Source organism: Streptomyces sp. NPDC012466 (assembly GCF_042955215.1).
GTDB lineage: Bacteria > Actinomycetota > Actinomycetes > Streptomycetales > Streptomycetaceae > Streptomyces.
In genome coordinates, this window is sequence record NZ_JBIBEQ010000002.1 from 803,456 (window position 1) to 819,116 (window position 15,661).

Here is a 15,661-nt window from a genome sequence, read left to right on the forward strand (position 1 = left end):
CCGCGGACACATCACTGCCCGGCGGAGCCCCACGGCACCTGCGGCGACCGGTACCACTCGATCCCCAGGGCATCCCACCGCGGAGCCTGCGCGGCAAGCCGCACCTTGTACCGCTCCCAGTCGTGCGAGGCCGCCGGCGACCACCCCAGTTCCGCGACACCGGGCAACCGCGGAAACGCCATGAACTCGATGTGCCCGGAGTTCTCGAGCGTCTCCGACCACATCGGCGCCTCGACCCCCTTCACGGCCCCGTCCGGCACCCCCGACAGATACGCGCCGGGGTCCCAGTCGTAGGACCGCCGCACCTCGACGTACCCCGCCCAGGACAACCCCAGCGGCGTGTCCTTCGTGTACTTCATGTCGAGATAGACCCGGTCCGCCGGGGACAGGATCAGCCCGGTCCCGCTCTGTGCGGCCTTCACGACCCGGGCCTTCTCCTCGGCGCCGGTGCCGTCCAGACCCCAGTACTGCGCGAGGGCCCCCTTCACCGGGGCCGCCCCGGTCAGCTGGTGCCAGCCGACGACCGTCTTGCCGTACTTCGCGACGATCGGCTGCACCCGGTCCATGAACGTCACGTAGTCCTCATGGCTGGTGGAGTGCGCCTCGTCGCCCCCGATGTGGAGGTACCTGCCCGGCGTGAGCGCGGCGAGTTCCCGGATCACGTCGTCCACGAAGTCGTACGTGATCTCCTTGCCGGCGCACAGCGAGCTGAAGCCGACCTCGGTGCCGGTGTAGAGCGGGGGCGCCACCCCGTCGCAGTTCAGGTCGGCGTAGGAGGCGAGGGCCGCGTTGGTGTGGCCGGGCATGTCGATCTCGGGCACGACCTCCAGGTAGCGGGAGGCGGCGTACCGCACGAGCTCCTGGTAGTCGGCCTTGGTGTAGAAGCCGCCGGGACCGCCCCCGACCTGTGTGGAGCCGCCGTACGTCGCCAGGCGCGGCCAGGAGTCGACGGCGATGCGCCAGCCCTGGTCGTCGCTGAGGTGCAGATGCAGCTTGTTGATCTTGTAGAGGGCGAGCTGGTCGATGTAGCGCTTGACCTGGTCGACGGTGAAGAAGTGGCGCGAGACGTCGAGCATGGCGCCGCGCCAGCCGTAGCGCGGGGTGTCCGTGATCGTGCCGCCCGCGACGAGCCAGGGGCCGGGCTGGGCGGAGTCCTTCTCGACGGCCGCGGGGAGCAGCTGGCGCAGGGTCTGCACGCCGTGGAAGAGGCCGGCGGGCCGGGCGGCGGTGATCGTGACGCCGCCCCGGCCGCTGTCGAGCCGGTACCCCTCGGCACCGAAGGGGCCCTTGGTGAGCCGCAGTCGAATGCCACCGGCTCCGTGGGCGGTGACGGGGAGGCGGTAGCCGGTCGAGGGGCGCAGGATGCCCGCGAGGTACTCGCCGACGCCGCGCGTCTCGCGGGAGCCGTCGACGCGGATCTGGGTGCCGCGGGTGATCCGGTACGGGGATCCGCCCGGGGCGAGGGAGGCGGGCGCGGGGACCACCCGGTCGAGCGGGGTGGGCGTTGCCGCCGGCGCGGGAGCGGCCCCGGTCACCGAGGCGGCCATCGCGACCAGCAGCAGGGAACCGAGAAGGCGAAACGTTCTGTGGGGCTGTCTACGGCCATCTCTCACAAGCGTGTCCCTTCACGAGCCGTTGAGCTCCAAGAGGTCTGGACCACTCTCTCGTGAGACGGGTGGAACAATCCACCCCATGGCGGAAATCATCCAGAAGGACGGCACGTGGGCCTTCGACGGGGACGCGTTGCGGCTGACTCCCGGGCGGGACAAGAACGTCAGCCTGCTGCGCAAGGAGCTGGGTGAACTGGTCGTGCCGCTGGGGGCGTTGGCCGGCATCTCCTTCGAGCAGGGCAAGAAGGCGGGGCGGCTCAGGCTGCGGCTGCGCGACGGCGCCGACCCGCTGCTGCTCGCCACCGGCGGCCGGCTCACCGAGCCCCACGACCCGTACCAGCTGATCGTGGAGTCCGACCGCTACGGCGTCGCCGAGTACTTCGTGGACGAGGTCCGCAGTGCCCTGCTCCTCGACCAGGTCCCCGCCGGCCCGGTCGACGCGTACCTGCTGCCGGGCCCCTCCGTCCCCCTGTCGGTCTCCGCCGGGGACGGCACGGCCGGTTTCGACGGAGAGCGCATACGCCTGGAGTGGAACTGGAAGACGGAGGACGCCAAGGCCGCCGCCGGCGCCCGCACGCTCGCGCTCGCCGACATCACGGGCGTGGAGTGGCACCCGGCGGCCGGCCTGGAGAACGGCCACCTGCGCTTCACCGTGCGGCACGCGCCCACCAAGACCCCGCCCAAGTACGACCCCAACGCCGTGGAGTTGTGGGGCTTCAAGAAGGACCCGCTGATGGCGCTGGTGGCGGCGGCGGTCCAGGCCAGGCTTCCGCACCCGGCCCGGGCCGCCGCCATCCACCCGGTGGACGCGCGACCGGAGCTGCCCTCTCCTCCGGTCGCGTCCGCCGAGGACGACCACGACGCCCTGCTGCGCCGCCTGCGCGAGCTCGGTGAGCTGCACCGCACCGGCGTGCTGACGGACGAGGAGTTCGCCCTGGCCAAGCAGGCGGTCCTCAAGCGGATGTGACGCCCCGGGGCGGCCGGAGGCGCTACTTCGCCCGGCGCGCCACCGTGAAGTGGTCGACCTGGTCACCGGTCTCGGCGATGCCGCGCACCGTCAGCGTGGCCAGGTGTCCCTTCGGCGCGGGGGTGACGTCCACGCGCAGGAAGGAGTAGTCGAGGTAGCGCACGCGGGACCAGGTGACGGTCTCGTTCTGTTTGCCGCCCTTGACGTTGACGAACGAGGCCACGGAGTCCACGTCGTGTTCGTTGCCCTCGTAGGACAGCGGGGCGCTGAACGCGTAGAGGCTGCGGCCCGCCGCACCGGCCGTCACATAGACCACGCCGTCGGTCTCGGGGTAGGCCGTACCGCCGATGGGGAGCTTCTTGGTGACCTTGTTCCCCTTGATCACGTCGGTGCGCTCGTACTGGTGGTTGTGACCGTTGATGACCAGGTCCACGGTGTACTTCTCGAACAGCGGCACCCACTCCTGCCGGACCCCGCCCTCGGAGGCGTGGGAGGTCGAGGTGCAGTAGGCGCAGTGGTGGAAGAACACGACGATGAAGTCGATGTCGTGCGCGGCCCGGTACTTCTTGAGCTGCGTCTCCAGCCACTTCGTCTGGGTGCCGCCCGAGATGCCGAGGTTGGCCGGGATCTCGAAGGAGATGTCGTTGGCGTCGAGCGAGATGACGGCCGTGTTGCCGTGGACGAAGGAGTAGACGCCCGGCAGGTTCTTCTTGTCGGGGCCGTTGTCCGGCAGCGTCCAGCGGGCCTCCTCGCCGCCGTAGCCGTTGGGCGAGTACCAGGCCTCCATGTCGTGGTTGCCGTAGGCGGGCATCCACGGCACGGACTTGGCGACCGACTCGGTCTGGGCGAGGAACTGGTCCCACACGCGCGAGTCGAAGCCGGTGTCGTCGGTCCTGCCCTGGCCGGTCGGGTCGCCGTACGCGATGTCACCGGCGTGCAGGTGGAAGGCCGGGTTCTGGCCGAGCAGCAGGCTGTTGTTGGCCAGCGCGTGATAGCTGACGCCCTCGTCGCCGAAGGCCGTGAAGGTGAACGGCTCCTTGTGCGCGGGGGCGGTGGTGAAGGTGCCGAGGGTGCCCAGCAGGTGCGGCTCGGCCGGGTCGAAGCCCTGGTGGCCGACGCCGTAGTAGTACGTCCGGCCCGGACGCAGGTGGGTCAGCTTGGCGTGGACGTAGTACTGGGTGTGGTTGCCGCTCGCGCCGACACCGGCGGGCGTGAAGAGGGTGCGGACCTCGGCGTCGATCTTGCGGGAGAGGTCCCAGGGGTGGGCGCCGATCCGGATGAACGGCTTCTTGACGGCGACCGGGACCTGCCAGGAGACGGTCATCTGCGTGCGCGGGTCGGTGCCGTAGGCGAGGTGGCGGCCGAAGGGGGCCGCGTGGGCGCCGTCGACGGTCTCGGTGCGGGGGCGGCCGCTCGGAACGGCGGCCTGGGCGGTGGCGCCGGGCACGAACGCGCCACCCGCGACGGCGCCGAGGGTGACGGCACCGCCTCTGATCATCGTGCGCCGGGAGAACCTGGCGCGCAGGTACTCGTGCTGCTCGGCCATGCTCATGCGCGCGGCGAGCCGCTCGGGTACGCCCATACGAGGTGTGTCCATGGCGTCCAAAAATCGACGCCCCGGGCAACGGGATGCCGGACGTCCGGTGGACGCGTCACGAACAAGGCCTCATGACACGTTCAACGTTCCCCCAAAGGCTCCCCACGGCCCTCTGCCCGAAACCGGGCAGATTTCTTGCGAAAGCGGCGCCGGTGCCCCAGGATCTAGCGAGTGCACGACGAACTCGTTGATCATCTGACGCGGTCCACCGCCCTCAGCCGGGGCGAGGCGCTGCGCGTGATCCAGGACGTGCTCGCCTACTTCGACGAGACGACCGAGGAGTACGTCCGTCGCCGCCACCGCGAGCTCCAGGCCCAGGGCCTGGTCAACGCGGCGATCTTCGAGCGGATCGAGGCGGATCTCAAATACCGCGCGGTGGCCCCGCCGGAGCTCTCGCTCCGGCAGCTGCGGCGCATCGTCTACGGCTAGGAATACGTATACATGTGCGGAATCGTCGGTTACATCGGGAAGCGTGACGTCGCGCCCCTGCTCCTGGAGGGCCTCCAGCGCCTGGAGTACCGCGGCTACGACTCGGCGGGCATCGTCGTCACGTCCCCGAAGACGTCCGGCCTGAAGATGGTCAAGGCCAAGGGCCGCGTGCGCGACCTGGAGGCCAAGGTCCCGGCCCGCTTCAAGGGCACGACCGGCATCGCCCACACCCGGTGGGCCACGCACGGCGCCCCGTCCGACGTGAACGCCCACCCGCACCTGGACGCCGAGGGCAAGGTCGCCGTCGTCCACAACGGCATCATCGACAACGCCTCCGACCTGCGCCGCAAGCTGGAGGCGGACGGCGTCGAGTTCCTCTCCGAGACCGACACCGAGGTCCTGGTCCACCTCATCGCCCGCTCGCAGGCGCCCAAGCTGGAGGACAAGGTCCGCGAGACCCTCCGGCTCATCGAGGGCACGTACGGCATCGCCGTCATGCACGCCGACTTCTCCGACCGCATCGTGGTCGCCCGCAACGGCTCGCCGGTCGTCCTCGGCATCGGCGAGAAGGAGATGTTCGTCGCCTCCGACATCGCCGCGCTGGTCGCCCACACCCGCCAGATCGTCACCCTGGACGACGGCGAGATGGCCACCCTCAAGGCCGACGATTTCCGCACGTACACCACCGAGGGCACCCGCACCACCGCCGAGCCCACCACCGTCGAGTGGGAGGCCGCCTCCTACGACATGGGCGGCCACGACACCTACATGCACAAGGAGATCCACGAGCAGGCCGACGCCGTGGACCGCGTGCTGCGCGGCCGCATCGACGACCGCTTCTCCACCGTGCACCTGGGCGGCCTGAACCTGGACGCCCGCGAGGCCCGGCGGATCCGCCGCGTGAAGATCCTCGGCTGCGGCACCTCGTACCACGCGGGCATGATCGGCGCCCAGATGATCGAGGAGCTGGCCCGCATCCCCGCCGACGCCGAGCCCGCCTCGGAGTTCCGCTACCGCAACGCGGTCGTCGACCCCGACACCCTCTACGTCGCCGTCTCCCAGTCCGGTGAGACCTACGACGTGCTGGCCGCCGTGCAGGAGCTCAAGCGCAAGGGCGCCCGCGTCCTGGGCGTGGTGAACGTGGTCGGCTCGGCGATCGCCCGCGAGGCGGACGGCGGCATCTACGTGCACGCCGGCCCCGAGGTCTGCGTGGTCTCCACCAAGTGCTTCACCAACACCACGGTCGCCTTCGCCCTCCTCGCCCTCCACCTGGGCCGCACCCGCGACCTGTCGGTCCGCGACGGCAAGCGCATCATCGAGGGCCTGCGCAAGCTGCCCGCGCAGATCGCCGAGATCATGGAGCAGGAGGAGGACGTCAAGAAGCTGGCCCAGCAGTTCGCCGATGCCCGCTCGATGCTCTTCATCGGCCGTGTCCGGGGCTACCCGGTGGCCCGCGAGGCCTCCCTGAAGCTCAAGGAGGTCTCCTACATCCACGCCGAGGCCTACCCCGCCTCGGAGCTCAAGCACGGCCCGCTGGCCCTGATCGAGCCGGCCCTCCCGACGGTCGCGATCGTCCCCGACGACGACCTGCTGGAGAAGAACCGCGCCGCCATGGAGGAGATCAAGGCCCGCAGCGGCAAGATCCTCGCGGTGGCCCACCAGCACCAGGAGAAGGCCGACGAGACGATCGTCGTCCCGAAGAACGAGGACGAGCTGGACCCGATCCTGATGGGCATCCCGCTCCAGCTCCTGGCCTACCACACGGCCTTGGCCCTCGGCCGCGACATCGACAAGCCGAGGAACCTGGCCAAGTCGGTGACGGTGGAGTAGAGGCCTTCTTCTCGGGGGCGCGGGGCTGTATCGATGTGCGGCTCCGCCGCGTAGGGGCAAGCGACCCCGACGCACCCGCAGGCCGAACGAAGAGGACGGACCCCCCGTGCCCACGGGGGGTCCGTCTTCATCGCCGAGGAGCCGCCCAACTCCCCGGCCGGCGCGGCTAACCGGTGGCCGTCACTCCCCGGCCGGCAGCGCGTCGCGGGAGCGCCGTGGGCCAGTGCGCGAGCGCCGCGGTGGCCGCGTACCAGGCCACAGCCCCCGCGGCCACGGCGAACCACCCACCGGCCTTCGCCGGCCCGTCGCTCTCCGCGAACACGGCGATCGCGAGCAGCACCAGCGACACGAAGAACAGCCCGTACACGCCCTGTCCGAGCTGGTCCCCGCCCGCGAGCGTGAGAGACAGCGCCACGAGGGCGAACAACAGCAGGAACAACCCTGCCCCGTTGCCGGACGCCACCTCGGACACGGCCCAGGTGAACCACAGCGCCCCGAGCACCGAGAACGCCGTACCACCGGCGGCGTCGCCCTCGCGCAGGGCCACCATCCCGGCGACGAACAGGGCGACTCCGCCCACGTACTGGGCGATTGACGTGGCGTCAGCGGCTGACACGCCGTCGAGCACGGCGGTGTTGCCCAGCCCGAAGGCCAACAGGGTGATTCCGAGGGCGAGTCGACCGGCCACGGTCGTGATTCCGCTTCCCGCGGAGACGTCTTTGTCCACGGCGGGCTCCCTTCGTGCATGTGCAGTTGTGCGGTGTTCCGTATATGCCCTTCACAAGGGCACAAACACCTCTACGCGTGGGTGGATTCACGCGGCACGAAAGGAGTTGAAGCTCAGGGGATGACGATGACGGGCCGCTGCGCCCGCTTGGCGAGCCGCCCGGCGACCGAGCCGAAGAGACGGCCCACGAGGCCGTGGGTGGACCCGACGACGATCGCGTCGGCCTCGTACTCCCGGCCGACCTCTTCGAGTTCGTGGCAGATGTCACCGCCTCGCTCGACCAGGATCCAGGGCACCTCGGCGAGATAGTCCGCACAGGCCAGCTCCAGGCCGAGCACCTCGGTCCGGTGGTCCGGTACGTCCACGAAGACGGGCGGCTCACAGCCGGCCCACACCGTGGTCGGCAGCCGGTTGGCGACGTGGACGATGATCAGGCCCGACCCGGAGCGATGGGCCATGCCGATCGCGTACGCCAGGGCGCGCTCACTGGACGTGGAGCCGTCGAAGCCGACGACGACCCCGTGCTTGAAAGCGGGGTCGCAGGAATGGCGTGGCTCTTCCGCCGCCAGGGGCTCGGCCGCCGTGGGATCGGCGACGGGCCGCTTGCGGTCCGCGGGTTCGAAGAATTCGTGACCGGCCATGGCTGTCTCGGCGTTGTGATCCTTATACGGGAGGGACAACAGTGTGCGGCGGAGCTGTGTCCGGGAATGGTCTTCCCAACCCCATACCCCCAAGGGTACGGCGGCACGCCTCCTTAGCCCAGATCCCGCTCACAGTGCGTGCGGGTTCCAGGGAGCATGCACGAGGCACCGCCCGTAACGCAATGGTTGCTGCGCTGTACAGGCGGTTTGCACGGGATTCACTTACCCGTGGCGGTGATCGGGACAGCCAGTGACCGACGCCCCCGCCGCGCGTTGAACCCCGTGAGTCACGCCACAGGGAGCACGCATGTCCGCACCACGCCCCGCCGCCGAGGCGGACCGCGCGACCCCGCCGCCGCGGGACACCGCGACGGATGTGGTTCGCTGGGCCGCCTTCAGCTGCCTGCTCGTCCCGGTGGTACTCCTCGGCTACGGCGCCTCTCTGGCCGGAGCCGCCGGCACCGCCCTCGGGCTCGCGGCCGTCACGGGCGCCTGCCGGGTCCTGCTGCGCCAGTCCGAGCGCGGCGCGGCCCGGCTCGCGGCCGAGGACCGGGCACCCCACCGGGGCCGGCGCCACCGCACCGGAACGGGGTCGCACCGTGGCGGACGGCACACTGGAGGAGATACACCGGTCGGCTGACCGGTTTCCGCGCACGCGCACGCTACTTTTCAGCCAACTTCTCGAACCTGTGCATCGGTGGGTCCCCCCACCCCCCAACCCCCGTTCGACCTGCACGGAAAGGGCCTCAGGGGGTCGGCGCACCCTACGTGGATTGGCCACCGCGACAAGGCGCACTTCCCTGCACGCCCCACGAGTGCAACGCTTCGTGATCGAATGCTTCACGCCAAGTTGCCAAGTCGACAATGTGCCGAGTGCCGAACCGGCCACTTCGGCGCAACGGGACACAGTAGATTCGATCTTGACTGTCTACGGCGGGGGACTCGTGCAGGACCGAGGGGAAACGTGCAGGAGCGACACAACCGAGGAGCCGCGACCACCGAGGGGGGCTTAGCAGTATGAGCCACGACTCCACTGCCGCGCCGGAAGCCGCGGCCCGGAAGCTGTCCGGGCGACGCCGCAAGGAGATCGTCGCGGTGCTGCTGTTCAGCGGCGGCCCCATTTTCGAGAGTTCCATACCACTGTCGGTGTTCGGGGTTGACCGCCAGGACGCCGGCGTACCGCGCTACCGACTACTGGTGTGCGGGGGCGAGGACGGTCCGCTGCGGACCACAGGAGGACTCGAACTCACCGCACCACATGGCCTGGAAGCGATCTCACGCGCGGGCACGGTCGTCGTACCGGCCTGGCGTTCGATCACTTCTCCGCCACCGGAGGAGGCGCTCGACGCGCTGCGCCGTGCCCACGAGGAGGGCGCCCGCATCGTCGGCCTGTGCACCGGCGCCTTCGTCCTCGCGGCGGCCGGCCTGCTGGACGGCCGTCCCGCGACGACACACTGGATGTACGCACCGACACTGGCCAAGCGCTATCCGTCGGTGCACGTGGACCCGCGTGAGCTGTTCGTCGACGACGGCGACGTGCTGACGTCGGCGGGCACCGCCGCGGGCATCGACCTGTGCCTGCACATCGTGCGCACGGACCACGGCAACGAGGCGGCCGGGGCCCTGGCCAGGCGGCTCGTCGTGCCGCCGCGCCGCAGCGGCGGGCAGGAGCGCTACCTCGACAGGTCTTTACCCGAGGAGATCGGCGCCGACCCGCTCGCCGAGGTCGTCGCCTGGGCGCTGGAGCACCTCCACGAACAGTTCGACGTGGAGACCCTGGCGGCACGCGCGTACATGAGCCGGCGTACGTTCGACCGCCGCTTCCGCTCGCTGACCGGGAGCGCTCCCCTGCAGTGGCTGATCACCCAGCGAGTGCTCCAGGCGCAGCGCCTGCTGGAGACGTCGGACTACTCGGTGGACGAGGTGGCGGGGCGCTGCGGCTTCCGGTCACCGGTCGCCCTGCGCGGGCACTTCCGCCGCCAGCTGGGCTCGTCCCCGGCCGCGTACCGGGCGGCGTACCGTGCCCGGCGCCCGCAGGGCGAGCGGCCTCAGGACACCGAGAGCGCACCGGGCGGTCCCGGGTCCGGCATGCCGGGCCACGCGGGACACCATCCGGGCCAGCCCGGCCAGGTGCCGTCGCCGCTGCACCCGGAGCACCCGGTCCCGCTCCAGTCCCGCCGTACGGCGGCGGCGAGCGCGGTCGGCCAGTCCCCGGCCCTGTCGGCGAGCCTGCCCGGGCAGCGCAGCGCGCCGTGATCGGTCGGCGGGGCCCGCGAGGAGCACGCCTCCTCGCGGGCCCCGCGGCTTTCCCGGCCCACCGCGGCCCGGCCGACGCGGTGGGCCGTAGGGTGAGACACATGAACGATCGCATGGTGTGGATCGACTGCGAGATGACCGGCCTCTCGCTGTCGGACGACGCGCTCATCGAGGTGGCCGCCCTCGTGACCGACTCCGAGCTGAACGTGCTCGGCGAGGGCGTGGACATCGTCATCCGGCCGCCGGAGCGGGCGCTGGAGACGATGCCGGACGTGGTGCGTCAGATGCACACCTCCTCCGGGCTGCTCACCGAGCTGGCCGGGGGCACGACGCTGAAGGACGCCGAGGACCAGGTCCTGACGTACGTGAGGGAGTTCGTCAAGGAGCCGGGCAAGGCCCCGCTGTGCGGGAACTCCGTCGGCACGGACCGCGGTTTCCTGCTGCGTGACATGCCGACGCTGGAGAACTACCTCCACTACCGGATCGTCGACGTGTCGTCGATCAAGGAGCTGGCGCGTCGCTGGTACCCGCGGGCGTATTTCAACAGCCCGCAGAAGAGCGGCAACCACCGCGCGCTCGCCGACATCCGTGAGTCGATCGCGGAGCTGCGGTACTACCGCGAGGCCGTGTTCGTCCCGCAGCCCGGACCCGACTCGGACACGGCGCGGACGATCGCCGCGAAGCACGTCCTGCCTGCTCAGTAGGCGGGAGAGGGGCCCGTCGGGGGCCGCCGCGAAAGCCTGGCGCGAGCACCCCTTCGGACCCTGTACACTTTTTCTCGGCCGGTCGGGGACAACACTGATCCCCAAGCCGGTCATGGTGGGTGTAGCTCAGCTGGTAGAGCACCTGGTTGTGGTCCAGGATGCCGCGGGTTCGAGTCCCGTCACTCACCCTGAGTCTTCAGCCGGTGGCCTCGAAAGAGGCCACCGGCTGAAGCGTTTTCCAGCGCGCCGATGGACGTGACGTCCGCGGGGCGCGGCTACCGTCGGCGCCATGGACGGTGGACGCCCGGGATGGCGCGCGTGTGTGCTCGGCGGCGCGGTCTTCGCCGTCTGCATGGCCGGCACCACGCTGCCGACTCCCCTCTATCCCCTGTACCGGGACGAGTTCGGCTTCTCCGAGCTGACCGTCACCGTGGTGTACGCGCTGTACGCCTTCGCCGTGATCGGTGTGCTGCTGCTGGTCGGCAACGCCTCGGACGCCGTGGGCAGGCGCCCGGTGCTGCTGTGCGGGCTGGGCTTCGCGGCGGTGAGCGCCGTCTGCTTCCTGTGCGCCACCGGGCTCGGCTGGCTGTACGCGGGGCGGCTGCTGTCCGGACTGTCCGCCGGGCTGTTCACCGGGGCCGCCACGGCGTACGTGATGGAGCTGGCGCCGCAGGGCGGTGCCTCGCGGGCCACGTTCGTGGCGACGGCCGCCAACATGGGCGGACTGGGCTGCGGTCCCCTGCTGTCCGGGGTGCTCGCGGAGTACGCCCCCTGGCCGCTGTACCTGCCGTTCGTCGCCCACCTCGCCCTGGTGGCCGCCTCGGCCGCCGTCCTGCTGCGGCTCGCGGAGACGGGTACGGGAGCGGCGGCCGCTGCGCGTCGTACGCCCGCAGCGGCCCGCGCTGCCCCCGCGGGTGCGTGCGGTGTTCGGTCCCGCGGCCACCGCCTCCTTCGTCGGATTCGCCCTGTTCGGGGTGTTCACCTCGGTCAGCCCGGCCTTCCTCGCGGAGTCCCTGGACGTGGACGACCACGCCGTGAGCGGGCTGATCGTCGCGCTGGCCTTCTTCTCGTCGACGGCGGGGCAACTGGCGGTCGGGCGGGTCGGCGTACGGCGCTCCCTCCCGCTGGGCTGCGCCGGGCTCCTGGCCGGGCTGGCGCTGCTCGCCGGTGCGCTGTGGTGGGACCGGATGCCCCTGCTGATCGCCAGCGCCCTCGTCGGCGGAATCGGCCAGGGCCTGGCGTTCCGCGGTGCCCTGTCCGACGTGGCCGAGGCCTCTCCGGGGCACCAGCGCGCGGCGGTGATCTCGACCCTGTTCGTGGTGGCCTACGCGGGCATCTCCCTCCCGGTCATCGGCGTCGGCCTCCTGACCGGCCCGATCGGCCTGGAGGGCGCGGGGCTGGTGTTCATCGCGTGCATGGCGCTTCTGGTCGTGACGGCGGCGGCCTACCTGGTACGCCGCCTGGCACCGGCTCGGGCGTGAGCACGTGCGATCGTGAGCTCATGGGCGAGCTGGTGGAGCGGGTCGACGAGCGGGACCGGGTGCTCGGCGTGGTCGACCGCGACGAGGCGATCCGCAACGGCTGGCCGCACCGGGTCGCGACCACGGTGTGCCGTGATCCGCGGGGGCGCGTGCTGGTGCACCGCAGGCCGGAGCACGTGTCGCGTTTCCCGGGGCACTACGACTGGCTGGTCGGCGGGGGCGTCGAGGTCGGCGAGTCGTACCAGGAGGCGGCGGCCCGGGAACTGACGGAGGAGCTGGGCGTGCGGGCCCCGGTGCGGCTTCTCTTCACGTTCTTCTGCCATGGGGCGATCAGCCCGTACTGGCTCGGAGTGCACGAGGCCGTCGTCTCGGAGCCCCTCTCCCCCGACCCGTCCGAGATCGCCTGGCACGGCTGGTTCGGCGCGGCGGAGCTTCACGCGGCGCTCCGGACGCGGCTGTTCGTACCGGACGGTGTGGAGGCCCTGCGGCGGCATCCCGACCTCGGCCCGCCGGCCGCCGCCAGGCCGTGGTCAACTCCCGCAGGCCGGTGAACCGTTCACCCGGGCGGGTCCGGATCACGAACCAGCGCTCGCCGTTCGCCGGCAGGACCCCGTACGACACGGCCCGTCACGACGACGACCGGGACACCAACTCCGTGGCCAGGACCATCTGCCGGCGCTCCAGGCCCCGGGACGCGAGGGGACGGCGGTCGGCGACCTCCGTGAGCAGGAGGTCTATCATCCGGCGGCCCATCTCCTCTATGGGCTGGCGGACGCTGGTGAGGGGCGGCTCCATGTGGCGGGCGATGGCGGAGTCGTCGTAGCCGACGAGCGCCACGTCCTCCGGGATGCGGCGGCCCGCCTCGCGCAGCGCCCGGCGGGCGCCGGACGCGGTGACGTCGGAGGCGGCGAAGACCGCGTCGACGTCCGGGTGACGCTCCAGCAGGGCGGTCATGGCCCGGTGCCCGCCCTCCTCGGTGAAGTCCCCCGCCTCGATCATCCCTTCGTCCACCCAGCAGCCGGCGTCGATCAGGGCCTCGCGGAAGCCGTCGACCCGGCGCTGCGCGCCGTAGACGTCGAGGCGGCCGGTGATGTGGGCGATCCGGCTCCGGCCCCGGGACAGCAGATGCTCGACGGCCTGGCGGGCGCCGCCGTAGTTGTCCGAGTCGACCGACGGCAGGGTCTCCGCCGAGGAGCGCGGGCCGCTGATCACCGCCGGAATCTCCAGCTGGGCCAGCAGGTCGGGCAGCGGATCGTCCGCGTGCACCGACACCAGCAGGACACCGTCGACCCGGTGCGCCGCCAGGTACTGCGCGAGGCGGCGGCGCTCCCGGTCGCTGCCCGCGAAGATCAGCAGCAGCTGCATCTCCGTGTCGGACAGCGCCGCTCCGACGCCCTTCAGCATGTCCGAGAAGTACGGCTCCGCGAAGAACCGGGTCTCCGGCTCGGGGACGACCAGCGCGATCGCGTCCGTACGGTTGGCGGCCAGGGCCCGGGCCGCGGTGTTGGGGACGTAGCCGAGCTCCGCCACCGCCGCCTCGACGGCCGCGCGGGTCGCGTCGCTGACCCGGGGCGAGCCGTTGATCACCCGCGAGACGGTGCCGCGTCCGACACCGGCGCGCGCCGCCACCTCTTCGAGAGTGGGCCGGCCACCGCTTCGGCCCCGCGCTCCGTGGGTTGCCATGGGCTCCGCCTTCCCGTCCACACCCGCACTCTGCGACTGGCCTGGAATTTAACAGGCTCGTCAGCCGTATGACCGCCGCCGAGGGCGCGCCGCCTCCGGCCCTCCGGTTCGGCCGGACGAGCCGCTGCGACCGGCGCCCCGGCTGGCTTGATACCACCGGCCCGGCACCCCAACCGGTCCCGGGCCCGGTCCAGTTAACAGCCCGATAACTGAACGCATCTCTCGTTGTCCGGTCCCTTGACACCCCCGCCGCGACCGGGGACTCTTCAACACATCACCGGTGGGAGCGCTCCCACAGTACCTGACACATACACAACCCGCACGTTCCCCACCCGAGCCTTAAGCGCGTAAAACGGTCCGACCATGCAGGTGGCCGGGGGGTCGGCACGTCAGGGCAACAGGAGGACGACATGCGAGCACGCATCCGAACCGCCCGCAAGGCGATGGTCGTGGCGGCCGTCGCGTCGCTGGGCGCCGGGCTGCTGGCCGGCTGTGCCGACGACGGCGGAGACGACGGCTCCTCGTCGGGCGGCAGCGGCGGCGGCAGCGGCAAGACCAAGATCACTCTGGGGCTCTTCGGCACCTTCGGGTTCGAGGAGGCCGGCCTCTACAAGGAGTACGAGAAGCTCCACCCGGACATCGACATCCAGCAGACGGTCGTCGAGCGGAACGAGAACTACTACCCCACCCTGGTCAACCACCTGACCACCAACAGCGGTCTGCAGGACATCCAGGGCGTCGAGGTCGGCAACATCGCCGAGATCGTCAAGACCCAGTCCGCCAAGCTGCTGGACCTCTCCAAGTACGGCAAGAAGAGCGACTACCTGGAGTGGAAGTGGCAGCAGGCCACCACCGAGGGCGGTCAGACCGTCGGCCTGGGCACGGACGTCGGCCCGATGGCCATCTGCTACCGCAAGGACCTCTTCGAGAAGGCCGGTCTGCCCACCGACCGCGAGGAGGTCGCCAAGCTGTGGGCCGGTGACTGGAACAAGCTCATCCAGGTCGGCGAGGACTACAAGAAGAAGGCGCCGAAGGGCACCACCTTCCTGGACTCCCCCGGCGGTCTGCTCCAGGCGATCCTCAGCAGCGAGAAGGACCGCTTCTACGACTCCTCCGGCAAGGTCATCTACAAGTCGAACCCGGCCGTGAAGGCCGCCTTCGACCTCACCGCCAAGGCGGCCGAGGACGGACTGATCGGAAACCAGACACAGTTCCAGCCTGCCTGGGACACCACGATCGCCAACAGCAAGTTCGCCGCGATGTCCTGCCCGCCGTGGATGCTCGGCTACATCAAGGGCAAGTCGAAGCCGGACGCCAAGGGCAAGTGGGACGTGGCCGCGTCGCCGAAGTCCGGCAACTGGGGCGGTTCCTTCCTGGCGGTTCCCAAGTCGGGCAAGAACGCCGAGGAGGCCGCGAAGCTGGCCGCCTGGCTGACCGCGCCCGAGCAGCAGGCCAAGCTGTTCGCCGTGCAGGGCAGCTTCCCGAGCACCCCGGCCGCCTACGAGTCGGACGCGGTGAAGAGCGCCAAGAACGAGATGACCGGTGACGCGCCGATCGGCACCATCTTCGCCGCCGCCGCCAAGAGCAGCCCGGTGCAGACGATCGGCCCGAAGGACCAGATCATCCAGCAGGGCCTGACGGACAACGGCGTCATCCTCGTCACCCAGGGCAAGTCGCCCAAGGAGGCGTGGGACACGGCCGTCAAGACCATCGACAACAACCTGGACCAGTGACCG

The 15,661-nt window shown here is 70.8% G+C and carries 13 protein-coding genes, 1 tRNA gene and 1 pseudogene; 10 read left to right on the forward strand and 5 right to left on the reverse strand.

Annotated elements, in window-relative coordinates; translation table 11 throughout:
* Positions 1 to 11: 11 nt before the first annotated feature.
* Positions 12 to 1,547 carry a family 20 glycosylhydrolase gene (locus tag ACFY9E_RS11155; protein ID WP_390981560.1) on the reverse strand — a complete coding sequence of 512 codons (1,536 nt, stop codon included), beginning with the start codon at positions 1,545 to 1,547 and terminating at the stop codon, positions 12 to 14.
* Positions 1,548 to 1,692: 145 nt separating this feature from the next.
* Here ACFY9E_RS11155 and ACFY9E_RS11160 point away from each other — a divergent pair, with 145 nt between their 5' ends.
* A complete protein-coding gene (locus ACFY9E_RS11160; protein WP_390981562.1) occupies positions 1,693 to 2,577 on the forward strand; it encodes a DUF4429 domain-containing protein in 885 nt (294 codons plus the stop codon).
* A 22-nt stretch (positions 2,578 to 2,599) separates the two neighbouring features.
* Here the strand turns inward: ACFY9E_RS11160 and ACFY9E_RS11165 are convergent, their stop codons facing one another.
* Complete coding sequence (locus ACFY9E_RS11165; RefSeq protein ID WP_390982070.1) at positions 2,600 to 4,159, reverse strand: fibronectin type III domain-containing protein; 1,560 nt, start codon at positions 4,157 to 4,159, stop codon at positions 2,600 to 2,602.
* Positions 4,160 to 4,345: 186 nt separating this feature from the next.
* Between ACFY9E_RS11165 and ACFY9E_RS11170 the strand changes: the two genes are divergently transcribed.
* Positions 4,346 to 4,603, forward strand: a complete 258-nt coding sequence (locus tag ACFY9E_RS11170) for a hypothetical protein (protein WP_031130491.1) — start codon at positions 4,346 to 4,348, stop codon at positions 4,601 to 4,603.
* Positions 4,604 to 4,615: 12 nt separating this feature from the next.
* The gene (gene glmS, locus ACFY9E_RS11175) at positions 4,616 to 6,433 is read left to right on the forward strand and encodes a glutamine--fructose-6-phosphate transaminase (isomerizing) (RefSeq protein ID WP_390981564.1); all 1,818 of its coding nucleotides are present in this window, start codon (positions 4,616 to 4,618) and stop codon (positions 6,431 to 6,433) included.
* A 166-nt stretch (positions 6,434 to 6,599) separates the two neighbouring features.
* Here the strand turns inward: glmS and ACFY9E_RS11180 are convergent, their stop codons facing one another.
* Positions 6,600 to 7,160 carry a GPR1/FUN34/YaaH family transporter gene (locus ACFY9E_RS11180; protein WP_390981566.1) on the reverse strand — a complete coding sequence of 187 codons (561 nt, stop codon included), beginning with the start codon at positions 7,158 to 7,160 and terminating at the stop codon, positions 6,600 to 6,602.
* 113 nt (positions 7,161 to 7,273) lie between these two features.
* On the reverse strand, positions 7,274 to 7,801 hold the full coding sequence (locus ACFY9E_RS11185; RefSeq protein ID WP_298555056.1) for a universal stress protein: 528 nt from the start codon (positions 7,799 to 7,801) through the stop codon (positions 7,274 to 7,276).
* A 307-nt stretch (positions 7,802 to 8,108) separates the two neighbouring features.
* On the opposite strand from ACFY9E_RS11185, the gene ACFY9E_RS11190 reads away from it, so the two are divergent.
* The 6 genes and pseudogenes from ACFY9E_RS11190 to ACFY9E_RS11215 all read left to right on the forward strand — a co-directional run bounded on the left by ACFY9E_RS11190 (position 8,109) and on the right by ACFY9E_RS11215 (position 12,793).
* Positions 8,109 to 8,441: a hypothetical protein gene (locus tag ACFY9E_RS11190; RefSeq protein WP_189588726.1), complete on the forward strand. Its 333-nt coding sequence runs from the start codon at positions 8,109 to 8,111 to the stop codon at positions 8,439 to 8,441.
* 377 nt (positions 8,442 to 8,818) lie between these two features.
* Complete coding sequence (locus ACFY9E_RS11195; protein ID WP_390981569.1) at positions 8,819 to 10,057, forward strand: helix-turn-helix domain-containing protein; 1,239 nt, start codon at positions 8,819 to 8,821, stop codon at positions 10,055 to 10,057.
* A gap of 101 nt (positions 10,058 to 10,158) precedes the next feature.
* Positions 10,159 to 10,761 (forward strand): oligoribonuclease, encoded by a 603-nt coding sequence (orn, locus tag ACFY9E_RS11200; protein WP_390981571.1) that lies wholly within the window; start codon positions 10,159 to 10,161, stop codon positions 10,759 to 10,761.
* A gap of 115 nt (positions 10,762 to 10,876) precedes the next feature.
* Positions 10,877 to 10,949, forward strand: a tRNA-His gene (locus ACFY9E_RS11205).
* Between the two features lie 101 nt (positions 10,950 to 11,050).
* Positions 11,051 to 12,242: pseudogene (locus ACFY9E_RS11210) on the forward strand (MFS transporter).
* A 20-nt stretch (positions 12,243 to 12,262) separates the two neighbouring features.
* Positions 12,263 to 12,793, forward strand: coding sequence for an NUDIX domain-containing protein (locus ACFY9E_RS11215; RefSeq protein ID WP_390981573.1), 531 nt, complete (start codon positions 12,263 to 12,265; stop codon positions 12,791 to 12,793).
* A gap of 76 nt (positions 12,794 to 12,869) precedes the next feature.
* Here the strand turns inward: ACFY9E_RS11215 and ACFY9E_RS11220 are convergent, their stop codons facing one another.
* Positions 12,870 to 13,925: a substrate-binding domain-containing protein gene (locus tag ACFY9E_RS11220; protein WP_390981575.1), complete on the reverse strand. Its 1,056-nt coding sequence runs from the start codon at positions 13,923 to 13,925 to the stop codon at positions 12,870 to 12,872.
* A gap of 410 nt (positions 13,926 to 14,335) precedes the next feature.
* Here ACFY9E_RS11220 and ACFY9E_RS11225 point away from each other — a divergent pair, with 410 nt between their 5' ends.
* Positions 14,336 to 15,658 carry an extracellular solute-binding protein gene (locus ACFY9E_RS11225; protein ID WP_390981577.1) on the forward strand — a complete coding sequence of 441 codons (1,323 nt, stop codon included), beginning with the start codon at positions 14,336 to 14,338 and terminating at the stop codon, positions 15,656 to 15,658.
* Positions 15,659 to 15,661: the final 3 nt, after the last annotated feature.

Excerpts from the sequence above, each read along its gene's own strand:
- glmS (WP_390981564.1), top strand. The coding sequence starts at position 4,616 with ATGTGCGGAATCGTCGGTTACATCGGGAAGCGTGACGTCGCGCCCCTG.
- orn (WP_390981571.1), top strand. The coding sequence starts at position 10,159 with ATGAACGATCGCATGGTGTGGATCGACTGCGAGATGACCGGCCTCTCG.
- ACFY9E_RS11225 (WP_390981577.1), top strand. The coding sequence starts at position 14,336 with ATGCGAGCACGCATCCGAACCGCCCGCAAGGCGATGGTCGTGGCGGCC.
- ACFY9E_RS11190 (WP_189588726.1), top strand. The coding sequence starts at position 8,109 with ATGTCCGCACCACGCCCCGCCGCCGAGGCGGACCGCGCGACCCCGCCG.
- ACFY9E_RS11165 (WP_390982070.1), bottom strand. The coding sequence starts at position 4,159 with ATGGGCGTACCCGAGCGGCTCGCCGCGCGCATGAGCATGGCCGAGCAG.
- ACFY9E_RS11160 (WP_390981562.1), top strand. The coding sequence starts at position 1,693 with ATGGCGGAAATCATCCAGAAGGACGGCACGTGGGCCTTCGACGGGGAC.
- ACFY9E_RS11220 (WP_390981575.1), bottom strand. The coding sequence starts at position 13,925 with ATGGCAACCCACGGAGCGCGGGGCCGAAGCGGTGGCCGGCCCACTCTC.
- ACFY9E_RS11185 (WP_298555056.1), bottom strand. The coding sequence starts at position 7,801 with ATGGCCGGTCACGAATTCTTCGAACCCGCGGACCGCAAGCGGCCCGTC.
- ACFY9E_RS11215 (WP_390981573.1), top strand. The coding sequence starts at position 12,263 with ATGGGCGAGCTGGTGGAGCGGGTCGACGAGCGGGACCGGGTGCTCGGC.
- ACFY9E_RS11155 (WP_390981560.1), bottom strand. The coding sequence starts at position 1,547 with ATGGCCGCCTCGGTGACCGGGGCCGCTCCCGCGCCGGCGGCAACGCCC.
- ACFY9E_RS11195 (WP_390981569.1), top strand. The coding sequence starts at position 8,819 with ATGAGCCACGACTCCACTGCCGCGCCGGAAGCCGCGGCCCGGAAGCTG.